The sequence below is a fragment of the Luteimonas saliphila genome, from assembly GCF_016774335.1.
Classification (GTDB): domain Bacteria; phylum Pseudomonadota; class Gammaproteobacteria; order Xanthomonadales; family Xanthomonadaceae; genus Luteimonas; species Luteimonas saliphila.
The window spans coordinates 286,609-302,437 of record NZ_JAETWA010000046.1 but is presented as its reverse complement, the minus strand read 5'-3'; the positions used below and the strand labels follow the sequence as shown (position 1 = coordinate 302,437).

At 71.0% G+C, this 15,829-nt stretch carries 14 protein-coding genes; 8 read left to right on the top strand and 6 right to left on the bottom strand.

The window, feature by feature from the left end; all coding sequences use genetic code 11:
• Positions 1-118 precede the first annotated feature (118 nt).
• Positions 119-1,468: an OmpP1/FadL family transporter gene (locus JMO03_RS18260; protein WP_202845166.1), complete on the bottom strand. Its 1,350-nt coding sequence runs from the start codon at positions 1,466-1,468 to the stop codon at positions 119-121.
• Positions 1,469-1,675: 207 nt separating this feature from the next.
• Between JMO03_RS18260 and JMO03_RS18255 the strand changes: the two genes are divergently transcribed.
• The 3 genes from JMO03_RS18255 (at position 1,676) to crcB (ending at position 3,178) form a co-directional block, all read left to right on the top strand.
• Positions 1,676-2,368 (top strand): rhomboid family intramembrane serine protease, encoded by a 693-nt coding sequence (locus JMO03_RS18255; protein ID WP_202845165.1) that lies wholly within the window; start codon positions 1,676-1,678, stop codon positions 2,366-2,368.
• 94 nt (positions 2,369-2,462) lie between these two features.
• The gene (locus JMO03_RS18250) at positions 2,463-2,783 is read left to right on the top strand and encodes a DUF1820 family protein (protein ID WP_202845164.1); all 321 of its coding nucleotides are present in this window, start codon (positions 2,463-2,465) and stop codon (positions 2,781-2,783) included.
• A gap of 2 nt (positions 2,784-2,785) precedes the next feature.
• On the top strand, positions 2,786-3,178 hold the full coding sequence (crcB, locus tag JMO03_RS18245) for a fluoride efflux transporter CrcB (RefSeq protein WP_202845163.1): 393 nt from the start codon (positions 2,786-2,788) through the stop codon (positions 3,176-3,178).
• A gap of 16 nt (positions 3,179-3,194) precedes the next feature.
• Here crcB and JMO03_RS18240 read toward each other — a convergent pair whose 3' ends face one another.
• From JMO03_RS18240 to gpmI, 3 genes are all read right to left on the bottom strand, one after another.
• Positions 3,195-4,730: a S41 family peptidase gene (locus JMO03_RS18240; protein ID WP_238346310.1), complete on the bottom strand. Its 1,536-nt coding sequence runs from the start codon at positions 4,728-4,730 to the stop codon at positions 3,195-3,197.
• Between the two features lie 131 nt (positions 4,731-4,861).
• The gene (locus JMO03_RS18235; protein ID WP_202845162.1) at positions 4,862-6,097 is read right to left on the bottom strand and encodes a murein hydrolase activator EnvC family protein; all 1,236 of its coding nucleotides are present in this window, start codon (positions 6,095-6,097) and stop codon (positions 4,862-4,864) included.
• Positions 6,094-7,608, bottom strand: coding sequence for a 2,3-bisphosphoglycerate-independent phosphoglycerate mutase (gene gpmI, locus JMO03_RS18230; RefSeq protein WP_337926450.1), 1,515 nt, complete (start codon positions 7,606-7,608; stop codon positions 6,094-6,096). Before gpmI ends, JMO03_RS18235 begins: the two co-directional genes overlap by 4 nt.
• Positions 7,609-7,784: 176 nt before the next feature.
• Between gpmI and JMO03_RS18225 the strand changes: the two genes are divergently transcribed.
• The 3 genes from JMO03_RS18225 (at position 7,785) to JMO03_RS18215 (ending at position 10,830) form a co-directional block, all read left to right on the top strand.
• On the top strand, positions 7,785-8,459 hold the full coding sequence (locus JMO03_RS18225) for a DUF4097 family beta strand repeat-containing protein (protein ID WP_202845160.1): 675 nt from the start codon (positions 7,785-7,787) through the stop codon (positions 8,457-8,459).
• 126 nt (positions 8,460-8,585) lie between these two features.
• Positions 8,586-10,280: a M28 family metallopeptidase gene (locus tag JMO03_RS18220; protein WP_202845159.1), complete on the top strand. Its 1,695-nt coding sequence runs from the start codon at positions 8,586-8,588 to the stop codon at positions 10,278-10,280.
• A 151-nt stretch (positions 10,281-10,431) separates the two neighbouring features.
• Positions 10,432-10,830 carry an MAPEG family protein gene (locus tag JMO03_RS18215; RefSeq protein WP_202845158.1) on the top strand — a complete coding sequence of 133 codons (399 nt, stop codon included), beginning with the start codon at positions 10,432-10,434 and terminating at the stop codon, positions 10,828-10,830.
• Here the strand turns inward: JMO03_RS18215 and JMO03_RS18210 are convergent.
• Together JMO03_RS18210 and tyrS are read right to left on the bottom strand one after the other, a co-directional pair.
• Complete coding sequence (locus JMO03_RS18210) at positions 10,817-11,350, bottom strand: MgtC/SapB family protein (protein ID WP_202845157.1); 534 nt, start codon at positions 11,348-11,350, stop codon at positions 10,817-10,819. The genes JMO03_RS18215 and JMO03_RS18210 overlap by 14 nt on opposite strands.
• 28 nt (positions 11,351-11,378) lie before the next feature.
• The gene (gene tyrS, locus JMO03_RS18205) at positions 11,379-12,596 is read right to left on the bottom strand and encodes a tyrosine--tRNA ligase (protein WP_238346309.1); all 1,218 of its coding nucleotides are present in this window, start codon (positions 12,594-12,596) and stop codon (positions 11,379-11,381) included.
• A 185-nt stretch (positions 12,597-12,781) separates the two neighbouring features.
• Here tyrS and JMO03_RS18200 point away from each other — a divergent pair, with 185 nt between their 5' ends.
• Positions 12,782-14,266, top strand: a complete 1,485-nt coding sequence (locus tag JMO03_RS18200; protein WP_238346308.1) for a M23 family metallopeptidase — start codon at positions 12,782-12,784, stop codon at positions 14,264-14,266.
• Between the two features lie 351 nt (positions 14,267-14,617).
• Entirely contained in the window at positions 14,618-15,742 is a 1,125-nt protein-coding gene (locus JMO03_RS18195) for an anhydro-N-acetylmuramic acid kinase (RefSeq protein ID WP_202845156.1), read from the top strand.
• The last annotated feature ends 87 nt before the right edge of the window (positions 15,743-15,829 follow it).

The window sequence follows — 15,829 nt, the reverse complement described above, 5'->3', positions numbered from 1 at the left end:
GGCGCGACCGCGACGGGAGGATCCCCGCCCATCCCTCCCGCGACTCCATCCATAAGAGCCGCACAAGAACAAAGCCCCGCCGAAGCGGGGCTTTCCGGTATCGCGATGGAACGCAGGATCAGAAGCGGTACTGCGCCGACACGCCGTAGAGGTTGGCGCTGCCGTCGTAGGGACCGGCGATGCGCGAGCCGCTGGCGGTGATGTCGACCTTCGGGTCGTCCGGCTTGATGTGGGTGAAGCCGAAGTTGACGTCGAGCGCCTCGCTCACCATCCAGGTCGCGCCGACCGAGTACCAGCGACGGTCGTCGTCGGGCAGGCGCGGGGTGCGGTGCACCAGGCTGGTCGGGGTCTGGTCGTCGGCGATGCCGGCGCGCAGCGTCCAGCTGTCGTTGAGCTTGTACTCGGCGCCGATCGACACGAAGCTGGTGTCGTCCCACTCGAACGGCTCGACCGCGTCCGGATCCGGATTGTCGAAGTCGATCCGCACCTCGCGCAGCGAGGACCAGCCGGTCTCGGCCCAGCTCGCCGACAGCGCGAAGCGTTCGTTGAGCTGCCAGGTGGCGCCGACCGAGAGGATCGACGGCGTGGTCAGGTTGGCCGACACGTTGCCGTCCTGAAACCACGCGGCTGTCGGGGGCGGGTTGGCCGCATTGCCGTCAAACACGGCGCGTACGTCACCCGGCACGGTCCAGTCGGCGGTGCCGCGCAGTTCGTAGTCGATCTCGGAGCGGTAGCTCACGCCGATCGCGACGCTGTCGGTCGGGCGGAAGTGCGCGCCCACCAGCCAGCCGAAGCCGTTGTCGTCGCCGCCCACTTCCACGAAGCCGTCGGCCGCCTGCGGCTGCGCGAACGGCAGCGGGCGCGTGGCCGGGTTCGAGTACAGCAGGGTGCCGAAGTCGACCGAGCGCGACAGGGTCACGTCCGCGCGCGAAACGATCGCGCCGATGCCGACCGAGAAGCGGTCGGTGATGTCGAGCGCGCCCGACAGGGTCAGGTCGACGATCCGCACGTCGGAGGTGTGGGCGAAGTAGCGGCCGACCCAGCCGTCCTCGTATTCGGTCTTCAGGCCGAACGGGGCGCTGACCATGGCGCCGAAGGCCAGGCCGTTGTCGAACTTGCGGATGTAGGACATCGCCGGCACCGGCGTGATGTCGCCGGCGTCGCCGCCGTTGCTGCCGGTCATAGGGCGGCCGAACGCGTCGGTCGCGGTGCCCTCGAACTCGTAGCTCAGGTCGATCGCGGTGACGTCGATCTGGAAGGTGTTGCCCTCGAACTGGGTCATCACCGCCGGGTTGTTGGCGACGACCGACGAGTCGCCGGTCTTGGCGGCGGTGCCGGCGAAGGCGCTGCCCATCGACTTGACGCTGTTTTCCTTGAGCTGGAAGCCGGCGGCGTGGGCATTGGAGGCGAAGGCCAGGGCGGCGGCGATGCCGAAGGCCAGGACGGTGGTATGGGGGATCTTGCGCATTGCGTAGGTCTCTCCGATGACGTGAAGTGCGCATCGCAGTGCAGGCCGGGCCGCTGGCCCCGCCTGCGCCGCCGGAACTCGCCCTCCCGACCCACGACGCGGCGCGCACTATACCGTACCGGTGCGTGTGGTGACTGTGTCGGACGGCACCTGCGCGGACGCGCCGGTCGCGACCCCGGAGGCGCGTCGAGCGGGTAAGGTGACGCCATGTTCGTGTCGGTCCCCACCCGCTCCCAGGCCTCCCTGCGCTGGGCGACACCGCTGCTGGCCGCACTGCTGTGGGCGGCGTTCGTCTGGGCGCTGTCGCGTTCGGACGCCTCGCAGCGCGCGCTGATGCTCGAATGGGGCGCCCTCGCGGGCGGGGCCCCGGGCGCCGGACCCTGGGCGCCATGGGCCGAGCCGCAGCAGTGGCTGCGCCTGTTCACCGCCCTGTTCCTGCACGCCGACTGGGCGCACCTGCTCGGCAACCTGGTGTTCCTGCTGATCTTCGGGCTGCCGGCCGAGCGGGTGATGGGGCCGTGGCGCTTCCTGGCGCTGTTCTTCCTCGGCGGCGCCCTGGCCAACCTGTTCGCGGTACTGGTGATCGGCGCGCCGGACCGGCTGATCATCGGCGCCAGCGGCGCGGTCTCGGCGCTGATCGGCGCCTACCTGGCGCTGTTCCCGCAGGCGCGGCTGGGGGTGGTGGTGCCGCTGGGGCTGTTCCTGGAGTTCGTGCGGGCGCCGGCCTCCCTGCTGATCGGGGTGTGGGCGGCGCTGCAGATCGTGTTCGCCTACATCGGCCCGGCCTTCGGTGCGGTGGCCTGGGCGGCGCACGCGGCCGGCTTCGCGTTCGGGATCGTGTTCGCGATCGCCTCGCGCGGCGCGATCGCGCGGCGGCTGCGGCGGTTGAAGGGCTACTGAAGAGCCGTGATTGGTGATTCGTGATTCGTGATTGGTGATTGGTGACCAGCTACCCATCACCCTATCGCGAAGCACGGCTCCTATAATCCGGACCATGTCCAAGCCGCTCTACAAGGTCACGTTCCTGAACCACGGCAAGGTCTACGAGCTGTACGCGCGGCGCGTGGACAGCGGGCGGCTGTGGGGCTTCGTCGAGATCGCCGAACTGGTGTTCGACGTGCACGACGGGCTCGTGGTCGACCCCACCGAGGAGCGGCTGCGCGACGAGTTCGGCGACACCCGCGCCCTGCACCTGCCGATGCAGGCGATCCTGCGGGTGGAGGAAGTGGAGAAGAAGGGCCAGTCCGCGATCCGCGACGCGGTCTCGGGCGAGAAGGTGGTCACCCCCTTCCCGCTCCCGGCCAAGCCACGCTGAGCATGCCGCCGACGCTGCAGGCGGTCGCGCTGGTCGGCCTCGGTGGCGCGGTGGGGTCGATCGCGCGCTACCTGCTGGCGACCTGGACGATGCACGCGACCGGGCCGCAGAAGTTCCCGCTCGGAACCTTCGTGGTGAACCTGGCCGGTTGCCTGATCGCCGGCGTGCTGGCCGGCCTGGCCGAGCGTTACCCGGGATGGCTGTCGCCGGAGCTGCGCCTGCTGCTGTTCGTCGGCCTGCTCGGCGGATTCACCACGTTCTCGGCGTTCGGGCTGGAAACCGCGCACTTGCTGCGCCGCGGCGACTGGCTCGCGGCGACCGGCTATGTGGGCGGCAGCGTGCTGCTGGGCATCGGCGCGGTGTGGCTGGGCCTGAGGCTGGCCGGCAAGGCCTAGGGCGGCCGCCGCGCAGCTACTCCCGGGTCGGCGCCGGCGCAGCCGCCACGCCGGGCGTCGGCTTTTTCAGCTCGGCCAGCGCGGCATCGATCGGGCCGTCGCCGTCGAGCACGTCGCCGGCGGTGGTGCCTTCCTCCTCCTCGTCGCCGCGCAGGTGGCCGGGCAGCGTGGCCTCGGCGTAGCCGGGCGTGGTCGAGACCAGTTCGGGTGCGCTGTCGTCGGGCTTGAGCACGATGTCGGGATCGATCCCGCGCGCCTGGATCGAGCGGCCGCTCGGGGTGTAGTAGCGCGCGGTGGTGAGCTTGACCGCGTCGCCGTTGCCCAGCGGCATCACCGTCTGCACCGAGCCCTTGCCGAAGCTGCGGCTGCCGACGATGCGCGCGCGGCCGTTGTCGTGCAACGCGCCGGCGAGCACCTCCGAGGCGCTGGCCGAACCCGCATCGATGATCACCACCACCGGCGCGCCGTCCATCAGGTCGCCGGGCGTGGCGCTGAACTCGGTGTCGTTGACCGGGTTGCGGCCACGGGTGCTGACGATCCTGCCCTTGTCCAGCAGGTCGTCGGCCACGCGCACCGCGGAGGTCAGCAGGCCGCCGGGATTGCTGCGCACGTCGATCACGAGCCCCTTGAGCGCGCCGCCGGCCTCGCCCCGCAACCGCTGCACGGTCCGTGCGAAGTCGTCGCCGGTTTCCACCTGGAACTGGCTGATGCGTACGTAGCCGTAGCCGGGCTCGAGCATGCGTCCGCGCACGGAGGCGACGCGGATCGTCTCGCGATGGACGGTGATCTCCAGCGGCTTCGCCTCGCCCTCGCGCAGCACGGTCAGCACCGCCTGGGTGCCGGGCGGGCCGCGCAGCGGTCCATGGCCCTCGGCGTCGGCCGGCGTCAGCGGCTTGCCGTCGACCGCGACGATGGTGTCGCCGGAGCGGATGCCGGCCTTGGCGGCGGGCGTGTCGTCGATCGGCGCGATCACCCGCACCTTGCCGTCGGGCAGTTGCAGCACCTCCACGCCGATGCCGTCGTAGGCGCCGGTGGTGCCTTCGTCGAAGGCCTGGGCGGCGCGTTTTTCCAGGTAGCTGCTGTGCGGGTCGAGGTCGAACAGCAGGCCGCGGATCGCGGCGTTCATCAGCTTGCGGTCTTCGACCGGATCGACATAGCCCAGCCGGATCGCGTTGAACAGGCCGACGTAACGGCGGATTTCCTCGAGCGGGACCTTGGTGGCGGCGCTTTCGGCGGCGTCGGGATCGTCGCTGGCGTCCACTGGATCGGCTTCGTCGCCCGGGGCCGGGGCTTGCGCAGGGGGCGAAGGCTCGTCTTCATCCGGCGGCGGCGACTCGTCGGGTGCCGGATCCTCCACGGGCGATTGCGGGACCTGGTCTTCCTGTACGGGCGGCCCCTGCCGCTCCCCGGATCGCTGTGGCGCCACCGGGGGAACCGGTTGCGCCTGCGGCTCCCCCTGCTCCTGCTGCGGCGCGTCCTGGGCGAAAGCGGGCGGACACGCCAGCGCCAGCGGCAGCAGGACGGCGAGCAGCGGCGACTTGCGGACGGGCATGCAGGCACTCCGGGACGGGTTCAGGGTCCGACCGCGCAGTGGGCGCGGGGTTCATCCGATTATGCGGGCGCCGCCCGCCTTTGCGTGAAGCGCGCCTGATGCCTGGTGCCGCAATGCGGTCGGCCGGCGGTTCAGCGCTTCTGCAGGAAGGTGTCGGGGTTGACCGGCTGGCCATTGCGGCGCAGCTCGAAATACAGCGCCGGTCGGCCCTGGCCGCCGGAATTGCCGACGGTGGCGACCGCGTCGCCGCGCTTCACCGTGGCGCCCGCCTCCTTGAGCAACGTCTCGCAATGCGCGTAGAGGCTCATCGCGCCATTGCCGTGGTCGACGATCAGGATCATGCCGTAGCCGGTCATCCATTCGGCGAACACCACGGTGCCGTCGTCGACCGCGCGCACCGGCGTGCCCGCGGCGGCCCCGATCAGCACGCCGTTGCTGCTGCGTCCGTCGGGCATGCGCCCGCCGTAACCGGCGAGCAGCGCGCCCGACAGCGGCCAGCCCAGGCCGCCGACCTGGATCGGCGCCGCACGCGCGACCGCGACCGGCGGCTTGCGTGCGGATTCGCCGCTGCCGGCACGCTGCGCGGCGCGCGCGGCGGCGGCCCTGCGTTCGGCCTCGGCCTTCGCCGCCGCAGCGCGCAGCCGCGCGAGCAGCCGCTCGAGCGCCTTGGCGTCCCGGCCCAGCGCCTGCTCGCGCGTGCTGCGGTCGCGGTACTTCTTGTCCAACTGCGCCACCGCCTGCGCGCTCGCCGCGCGGTCGCGCTCGAGAGCGGCCACCTGGCTGCGCTGCCGCTCGTGGCTGCGCTCGAGCGCGGCACGGCGCTCGACGATGTCGCGTTCGAGCGATTCGAGCTCGGCCAACTCGTCGCGCAGCGCGGCGATGCGCGCGGCGCGCTGGCGCTGCAGATAGCGCTGATAGGTCAGCGCGCGGCTGGCGTCGGCCACCTGGTCCTGCGCCAGCATCAGTTTCAGCGGCGCGGCGCGGCCGGCGACGTGGCTGGCGCGCAGCAGCGCGTGCAGTTCCTCGCGCTGCGCACCCATGCGCGCATGCAGGGCGTCGCGCCTGACCGCCAGCGCCTCGAGCGCGGCCTGCTGCCGCGCGAGCTCGGCTTCGGTCTGCTCCAGCGTGCGCGCGGTGCGCGCGACCTGTTCGTCGGCGCTGCGCAGTTGCCGCGCGGCATCGCCGCGCTCGCCTTCGAGCCGGCGCCGCTCGCTGGCGACATCCTGCAACTCCTTGCGCACCCGCTCGAGCCTGCGCTCGGCGTCGCGGCCGTCCTGCTGCGCGTTCGCGACGGGGACGGCGGCGAACCCGGCGGCGAGCAGGGCGAATGCCGCCCGGGCCCGCCACGCGCGCGCCGCTACGCTCATCCCTTCGCGACCAGCAGGCTCGAACCGGTCATTTCCACGGGCAGGTCGACGCCGAGCAGGTCGAGGATCGTCGGCGCGAGGTCGCGCAGCGCGCCGCCGCTGCGCAGGCTGGCGTCGCGCGACCCGACGTAGACCAGGTCCACCGGGCCGACGGTGTGCGAGGTATGTGGTTCGCCGGTCTCGGGGTCGCGCATCATCTCGCAGTTGCCGTGGTCGGCGGTCACCAGCAGCTCGCCGCCCTTGGCACGCACCGCGGCGATGATCTCGCCGACCGCCCTGTCCACGGTCTCGACCGCGGCGATCGCCGCCGACAGCACGCCGGTGTGGCCGACCATGTCGGGATTGGCGAAGTTGCAGACGATGACGTCGAAGCGCTCCTGCTCGACCGCCTGCACCAGCCGCGCGCAGACCTCCGGTGCGCTCATCTCCGGCTGCAGGTCGTAGGTGGCGACCTTCGGGCTCGGAACCAGGATGCGCTCCTCGCCCGTATACGGCGCCTCGCGGCCGCCGCTCATGAAGAAGGTGACGTGGGCGTATTTCTCGGTCTCGGCGATGCGCAGTTGGGTCAGCCCGTGGGCGCCGAGCACTTCGCCCAGGGTGTTGGCGAGGTTGTCCGGCGCGAACGCGACCGGCGCCGGCAGGGTGGCGTCGTACTCGGTCAGGCACACGTAGCGCGAAAGCGCCGGACGGCGCACGCCGGCGCCGAAGCCGTCGAAGCCGGGCGACACGAAGGCCGCGCTGAGCTGGCGCGCGCGGTCGGCGCGGAAGTTCATGAACACGATCGCGTCGCCGTCGCGCATCGGCTGCGCGCCTGCGATCGCGACCGGATCGACGAACTCGTCGTTCTCGCCGCGCGCGTACGCGGCCTGCAGCGCGGACAGCGCGTCGGGCGCATCGCCATTCGCCTCGACGATCGCGTCCCAGGCCCGGCGCACGCGCTCCCAGCGATTGTCGCGGTCCATCGCGTAGTAGCGGCCGGACACGCTGGCGACGCGGGCGTTGCCGAGCGCGTCGCATTTGTCCTGCAGCGCGCGCAGGCTCGCTTCGGCCGAGCGCGGCGGCATGTCGCGGCCGTCGAGGAAGGCATGCACGGCCACGCGCGGCACGCCGCGGCGCGCGGCGAGCTCGAGCATCGCGAACACGTGGGTTTCGTGGCTGTGGACGCCGCCCGGAGAAAGCAGGCCCATCACGTGCAGGGTGCCGCCGCTGGCCACCGCCGCGTCGCAGGCCGCGGCCAGCTCCGCGTTGTCGAAGAAGCTGCCGTCCTCGATCGCCGCATCGATCCGGGTCAGGTCCTGGTAGACCACGCGCCCGGCGCCGATGTTCATGTGCCCGACCTCGGAATTGCCCATCTGCCCGTCCGGCAGGCCGACGAACCGGCCTTCGGTGTGGATCAGCGTGGTCGGGTGTTCGGCCAGCAGACGGCGCCAGTTCGGCACATCGGCGAGCGCGATGGCGTTGTCGCGCGGATCGTCGCGATGGCCCCAGCCATCGAGGATCAGCAGGACCACGGGGCGGGGACGGGCGGCGCGGGGAGCGGGGGAGGCAGGCACGGACGGGAGTCCCGGTGACTTTCGACCGGTGCGATTGTAGCCAAGCGGGTGCAAGCTGTTCCGAACACACGCCATCCCGCGGCGAACCGTTGCCCAGGCAACCATGCGCCGCCCTGCCCGGAGGGGTCCGTCCCATGAAGCGCCAACCGTTCGTCCTGCCACTCGCCTTCGCCCTGCTGCTGTGCGCCGCACCCGTGCTGGCGCAGCAGGACATCAGCAAGGTCAACGGCAGTATCGTCGCGCAGGCCGGCCGCGCCTACGGCGACGTCGACACCGTCAACGGCAGCATCACCATCGAGGCAGGCGCCAGCGTCGAGGATGCCGAGACCGTCAACGGCAGCATCCGCGCCCACAACGACATCGCGGCCGACAGCCTGTCCACGGTGAACGGCAGCATTCGCGTCGGCGAGCGCGCCCGCATCGGCGGCAGCGTCGAAACCGTGAACGGCAGCGTCTTCGTCGACCGCGGCGGCACCGTCGGCGGAGACATCGAGACCGTCAATGGCGCGATCGGCATCGTCGACGTGGACCTCGCCGGCGGCATCGCGACGGTCAGCGGCGACATCACCGTCGGCGTCGGCTCGCACGTGAGCGGCGGCATCACCGTCACCAAGCCGACCTCGAACTGGTTCCCGGTGCAGGTCAACAAGCGCAAGCCGCGGATCATCATCGGTCCCGAGGCCGTGGTCGAAGGCGAGCTGAAATTCGAGCGCGAGGTGACGCTGTACGTGCACGAGACCGCGCGTACCGGCCGGGTCAACGGCGCCACGCCGACGACGTTCAGCGGGACGCGCGCCCCGAACGAGTAGCGGGCCCGGCGGCGTGCCGGACGGACGGCCCGCCGTACCGGAGATCGAGCCGCGGCGGCCGTCGGCCGGTCCGGCCACCGCGCGGGCGCGTAGAATCGGGGTTTCGGTTTTCCCGGAGTCCCCAGAATGCGTTCACCCCTGATCCTCCTGTGCGCGGGCAGCCTGCTGCTGGCCGCCTGCAGCCGCGAGCCGGCGCCCGCCACCGACGCCACCACGCCCGCGCCGGACGCGGCCGCGCCGCAGGCCGCGCACGCCTTCAAGCCCGAGATCGATGCCGACGACCTGCGCAGCCTCGTCGCCACCCTGTCCTCGGATGAATTCGAGGGCCGCGCGCCGGGTTCGGTAGGCGAAGAAAAGACCACCGCCTACATCCGCGAGCAGTTCGAGCGCATCGGCCTGCAGCCGGGCGGCGACAACGACACCTTCTTCCAGACCGTGCCGATGGTCGAGACCACCGCCGACGAATCGACGGTGCTGCGGCTCCAGAGCGCTGGCCAGACGCGCGAACTGAAGTTCGGCAGCGACATGGTGATCGGCACCCGCACCGGGCAGGCCGAGGTCGAGGTCGCCGACAGCGAACTGGTGTTCGTCGGCTACGGCGTCAACGCGCCCGAGCAGGACTGGAACGATTACGCCGGCCTCGACGTCAAGGGCAAGACCGTGGTCATCCTGGTCAACGACCCGGGCTTCCACGCCAGGGACGAGTCGCTGTTCGACGGCAACCGCATGACCTACTACGGGCGCTGGACCTACAAGTACGAGGAAGCCGCGCGCCAGGGCGCCGCCGCCGCGCTGATCATCCACGACACCGAGGGCGCGTCCTATGGCTGGGACGTGGTCAGGAACTCCTGGTCGGGCGCCCAGTTCGACCTGCGCGCCGCGGACGATCCGGAACCGCGGATCCCAGCGCAGGGCTGGATCACCGGCGAAGTCGCCCGGCAGCTGTTCTCGGAATCCGGCCTCGACCTCGACCAGATGTACGCCGCCGCCAACAAGCGCGGTTTCAAGGCCATGCCGCTGAAGGCGAAGGTCTCGTTCGACCTGCGCAGCACGGTGACCGAGAAGTCCTCGCAGAACGTCATCGGCTACCTCCCCGGCAGCGCCGCGCCCGAGGAAACGGTGATCTACCTCGCGCACTGGGACCACCTGGGCAAGCACGAGGGCGAGGGCGACACGATCTACAACGGCGCGGTCGACAACGCCACCGGCGTGGCCGGCATCATCGAGATCGCGGAGAAGTTCAAGCAGTCGGCGCAGCCGCAGCGCTCGGTGGTGTTCCTGGCGGTGACGCTGGAGGAATCGGGCCTGCTCGGTTCCAAGTTCTACGTCGCCCAGCCCTCGTTCCCGCTGGAGAAGACGGTCGGCGTGATCAACCTCGACGCGATGAGCGTGGCCGGCCGCGCGCGCGACGTGGTGGTCACCGGCAAGGGCAATTCCGCGCTGGAGGACATCCTCCAGGCGCATGCCGGCAAGCAGCAGCGCACCCTGGTGGAGGAAGGCAACCCCGCCGGCGGCTACTACTTCCGCTCCGACCACTTCAACTTCGCCAAGGCCGGCGTGCCGGCGCTGTACGCCAAGGGCGGCAGCGACCTGGTCGAGGGCGGCACCGCGGCCGGCAAGGCCGCGAGCGACGAGTACGCGAGCCGCTACCACCAGCCGAGCGACGAGATCCACGAAGGCTGGAAGTTCGACGGCATCGTCGAGGACCTCGAGTTGCTGTACGCCGTCGGCCTGGAGCTGGCCGATGGTGGCCAGTGGCCGAACTGGTACGACGGCAATCCGTTCAAGGCCGCGCGCGACGCGCAGCGGGCGGGGCAGTAAGCCGCGCGACGGGCGCCAGCCGCAGCAGGCTTCACCGGAACGGCGCCGCGAGGCGCCGTTCCTGTTTTTCCGGGTGCACGGCATCGGCGTGGCCACCCCACACTTCCACCCGGCCGTGCCCTACTCTGGCGGCCCCGAACGGAGCTCCGCCATGACCCTCGCCACCGCGTACTGGTGCGTCCTGATCGCCGCGCTGCTGCCCTACGTCTGGGTGGGTTTCGCCAAGACCGGCGCGCCGGGCTACAACAACCGCAATCCGCGCGCCTGGCTTGCCAAGCAGGAAGGCAACTACCGGGTACAGCGGGCCAACGCCGCCCACCTCAACGCGTTCGAAGCCTTCGCGCCGTTCGCCGCCGGCGTGGTGCTGGCGCAGCTGGCCGGGGTCGATCCGGCGCGCATCGCGCTGCTGGCGGTCGCCTTCGTCGCGCTGCGCGTGGCGCACGGGATCCTCTACCTGGCCGACGTGCAGCTGCTGCGCAGCCTGGTTTGGGTGGGCGGATTCGGGTGCGTGATGGCGCTGCTGGTGCTGGCGGCGCTCAACGCTGCTTGAGCCGCGCGGGATCCTCGCAGCGCGGTCGCTCGTCCGGTCCGGCCTTCACGGGCGGCCCGGCGCGCCTGCGCTCCCACCAGGACAGCGCAACCAGCACGAACAACGCCAGCGCGGTCGCGGCGGCGGCGACCAAGTAGTAGTCCAGCCCGGCGGCGACGCCGATCACCGCGACCGTGAGCAGCGAGGCTGCGGTGGTGATGCCGGAGATGGTTTCGCCGCCGCGCCGGCTCTCGCCGAAGATGGTGCCGGCGCCGATGAAGGCCACGCCGGCGATCACCGCTTCCACCAGACGCAGCGGATCGATCTGCATGATCCCGCTCGCCGGCGAGGCGGCCTGCGCCTCCACCGTCAACCGGCCGACGCCGACCAGCAGCGCCGAGGCCCCCGCCACCAGCATGTGGGTGCGGAAGCCCGCGGGCCGCCGCTTGAGTTCGCGCTCGTAGCCGATCAGGCCGCCCAGCAGCATGGCGATCGCCATGCCGGCCAGGACATCGAGTTGCTGCAGGATGGTGGCGTCCATGCGCCGCAGCCTCGCGCGGCCGGTGTCGTCACGCGGTGACGAGGCGCACCCGCGCGAAGTTGCGCTTGCCGACCTGCAAAACGCCTTCGAAGCCGGGGGCGAACGTCGTCGCGGGATCCTCGACCACCGCCCCATCGACCCTGACCGCGCGCTCCTTCAGCTTGCGGCTGGCCTCGGAGTTGCTGGCGGTGATGCCCGCCGCGGTCAACAGCGCGGCGATGCGGATGCCTTCGCCGGGGACCGGCACGTCCTGCAGCGGCAGCAGGGTGGTGTCGCCCTGCCCGGTGACCGCGGCGTGCCAGCCGGCGATCGCGGTCTCGGCGGCGGCGGTGTCGTGGAAACGCGTCGCCAGTTCGCGCGCAAGGCGCAGCTTGACGTCGCGCGGATTGAGGCCGGCGGCGACATCCGCCCGGAGCCGCTTCGCCTCGTCGATGCCGATCTCGAAGCTCAGCAGCTCGATCCAGCGCCACATCAGCTCGTCGCCGATCTTCATCGTCTTGTTGACGATGTCGATCGGCGCCTCGGCGATACCGATGTAGTTGCCGAGCGATTTGCCCATCTTGTTGACCCCGTCCAGACCTTCCAGCAGCGGCATGGTCAGCACCACCTGCGGCGCCTGACCGTGCGCTTCCTGCAGACCGCGCCCCATCAGCAGGTTGAACTTCTGGTCGGTGCCGCCGAGTTCCACATCGGCGCGCAGCGCCACCGAGTCGTAGCCCTGCACCAGCGGATACAGGAACTCGTGGATCGCGATCGACTGCTGCGCGGCATAGCGCTTGGCGAAGTCGTCGCGCTCGAGCATCCGCGCGACCGTGTGCTGGCCGGCGAGCCGGATCATGTCGGCCGCCGACATCTTCCCGAACCATTCGCTGTTGAACCGCACCTCGGTGCGCTCGCGGTCGAGCACCTTGAACACCTGCGCCTCGTAGGTGCGCGCGTTCTCCAGCACGTCCTCGCGCGAGAGCGGCTTGCGGGTGGCGTTCTTGCCGCTGGGGTCGCCGATCATCCCGGTGAAGTCGCCGATCAGGAAGATCACGGTGTGGCCCAGGTCCTGGAACTGCCGCATCTTGTTGAGCAGCACGGTGTGGCCCAGGTGCAGGTCCGGCGCGGTCGGGTCGAAACCGGCCTTGACCCGCAACGGCCGGCCGAGCGCCAGCCTTGCGGCGAGTTCCTCACGCTTGAGGATCTCGTCGGCGCCGCGGGCGAGGCGCTCCATCGCGGCGGGATCGGGAGCGGGCTGGGTCATCGGCAGGACTCGGTGGTCGGGCAGCCGGCTTCAGGGATGTGATGCCGGTCAAAAGAAAAGGTAAAAAGTTCGTTAAGTCATATGCGCCAGTAAAACCCTTTGGGCAACAAGGGTTTGACGCTCCCATTTCATGTGCTTATGGTACCTCTCTGACGCGCCCGTCACGCCATTTTGGATCCATCGCCATGACGCAGCCGCCGCAGATGTCATCGGATGACGCCCAGCACCAGGCCATCCGTCACCACAATCTCCGCGCTGCTGCGCAGAACACCGCCAACGAACAGCTTTACGCCGATCCGCGCGATGCGGATGCGCGGTTGTTGTTCAACGGCCGCTGGACGCGGCGCGACTGGGCCCACGCCAGCCTGTTCGCCACCCTCGGCGCCCTGATCATCGGACTGGTGCCGGGATTCTCCAACGCGATGCGCACCGCCGAGGTCGCGCCGGCCCTGACCACTTTCGCGCTGCCGCTGCCGCCGCTGGCATCGGTGCAGCGCGCGGCGCCGCAGCGCAACTGGGACCTGGCGAAGGTGGAATCGGGTCAGACGCTCGGCGCGATCTTCGAGGCGCGCGGCATCCCCGCCGCCACCCTGCACCGGTTGCTCGACGCCTCGCCCGACCGCCAGGCGTTGACCCGGCTGCGGCCCGGCGCCGAGCTCGGCTTCGAACAGGCCGCCGACGGTCGCCTGCTCGCGTTCCGCTACGACCGCAACGACACCCAGCGCGTGGAGCTCTCGCTGGCCGGCGACAAGGTCGTCGAGAAGGTGATCGAGCGCCCGGTGGAAGTGCGCACCGCGGTGGTCAGCGGCAAGGTCGGCAAGTCGCTGTTCCATTCGGCGCGCAAGCTCGGTCTCAGCCCCGCGGTGATCAATACCCTCACCGACGAGGTGTTCCAGTACGACATCGACTTCGACCGCGACGTCACCTCCGGCGACCGCTTCAGCGTGGTTGTCGAGCAGACCTGGCGCGAGGGCGAGCTGATCCGCTCCGGCCCGGTCACCGCGGCGGTATTCACCGCCAAGGGCAAGCCGTTCACCGCGATCCGCTTCGAGCGAGACGGCAAGAGCGAATACTTCACCGCAGAAGGCCGGCCGCTGAAGAAGAGCTTCATCCGCAGCCCGATCCAGTACGCGCGCCTGAGTTCGCGCTTCGGCACGCGCCGGCACCCGGTGCTGGGCACGCAGCGTATGCACAAGGGCGTGGACTACGCCGCGCGCAGCGGTACGCCGATCATGGCCGCCGGCGAGGCGCGCGTGGTGTCGGCCGGCTGGCAGGGCGGCTACGGCAACACGGTGGTGCTCGACCACGGCAAGGGCTACACCACCCTGTACGCGCACATGTCGCGCACCGCCAAGCTCAAGCGCGGCCAGCGCGTCTCGCAGGGGCAGGTGATCGGCTACGTCGGGTCCACCGGGCTGTCCACCGGCCCGCACCTGCACTACGAATTCCGCATCAACGGCGTGCACCGCAACCCGCTGCAGCACACCATGCCGCCGCCCGAGCCGCTGAGCGGCACCGCGCTGGCCCAGTTCCGCAAGCAGACCGCGCCGGCGCTGGAGCGGATCCGCGAGGTCGAGGAAATCATCTACGCGACCGTGCCGGCACAGCAATCGCAGGACGTGCCGCAGATCGCCGCCGCGCGCGCCGTGCCGGGTGCGAAGAAGGGCTGAGCGGGAGACGCGTCCCGCACGGGGGTCGTGACGGAAGGGCTTGCCGGTGGCGGGCCCTTTTCGCATCCGGCCCCGATGCCGTCTCTCCCGGCACGCCGGTCCGCTTGTGCTGCCTTCCCGGCGAACACCGGTTCTGGGAGTTCGACGCAATGAACCGGCTCGCCGCCGTTCGCGGCACGAAGGTCCGGGGTTCCAATCGGCCCCGCCCGCCAAGGCGGAGAGGAGGATCTTCGCCACGTCCGGGCAGCGCCTCGCCGGCATCGTGGAAGGCGCTTCGACGAGGTCGTGCACGACGGCATCGAGCCGCCGCAGCGCAGTTCCCACGCCGCCCGTCCCCGTAGAATCGCGGCCATGTCCGATCTCTTCCTTGGCCTGATCTCCGGCACCAGCGCCGACGGCATCGACGCCGCGCTGGTGCGCTTCGACTACGGCCCCGCGCGGCTCGTGTTCGGCCGCACCTATCCCTGGGACCCGGCGCTGCGCGCGCAACTGGTCGCGCTCGGCCAGCAGGGCGCCTCGCTGTCGCTCGACGCGATCGCCGAACTCGACGTGCGCGTCGCCCGCGCCTTCGCCGATGCCGCCAACCTCGCGCTCGCCGACAGCGATACGCCCGCCGGCGCAGTGCGTGCGATCGGCTCGCACGGGCAGACCCTGCGCCACCGCCCCTGGGGCCCGTATCCCTTCACCCTGCAACTCGGCGATCCCTCGACCCTGGCCGAACGCACCGGAATCACCGTGGTCGCCGACCTGCGCCGCCGCGACATCGCCGCCGGCGGCCACGGCGCGCCGCTGCTCCCGGGCCTGCATGCCGCGCTGCTGCGCGATGCCGGCGAGGACCGCGCCGTGCTCAATCTCGGCGGCATCGCCAACCTCACGCTGCTGCCCGCGCAGGGCGACCCCGGATCAGGTCCGGGGCAGGCTGTGCGCGGCTTCGACACGGGGCCTGCCAACGCGCTGATGGACGCCTGGTGCCTGCGCCACCTCGAACAGGACTTCGACCGCGACGGCCGCTTCGCCGCCCGCGGCCGGGTCGACGAGGCCTTGCTCGAGCGCCTGCTCGACGATCCGTGGTTCATCCAGGCACCGCCCAAGTCCACCGGCCGCGACCAGTTCCACCTCGGCTGGGTCGAGGCCCGCCTGCGCGGAGACGAAGCCCCGGCCGACGTGCAGGCCACCCTCAACGCGCTCACCGCCCGCACCGTGGCCAACGCCCTGCAGGCGACGCAGCCGGGCACGCGTCGCGTCATCGCCTGCGGCGGCGGCGTGCACAACCCGGTGCTGATGGCGGCGCTCGCGCAGGCGCTGCCGGACGCCGTCGTCGAATCCACCGCGACGCACGGGATCGATCCCGACCATGTCGAGGCCATGGGCTTCGCCTGGCTGGCGCGGCAGACGATCCTCGGGTTACCGGGCAACCTGCCGAGCGTGACCGGGGCGGCGGGACCACGGGTGCTGGGGGGGATCTATCCCGCGTAACCCGACGACTGTGCCCTCAGGGGGTCGCACCGGAGCGCTTCACGACGAGGCTCGACACGGCCCCTCCTCGGCGACCGGAGTGAGCGC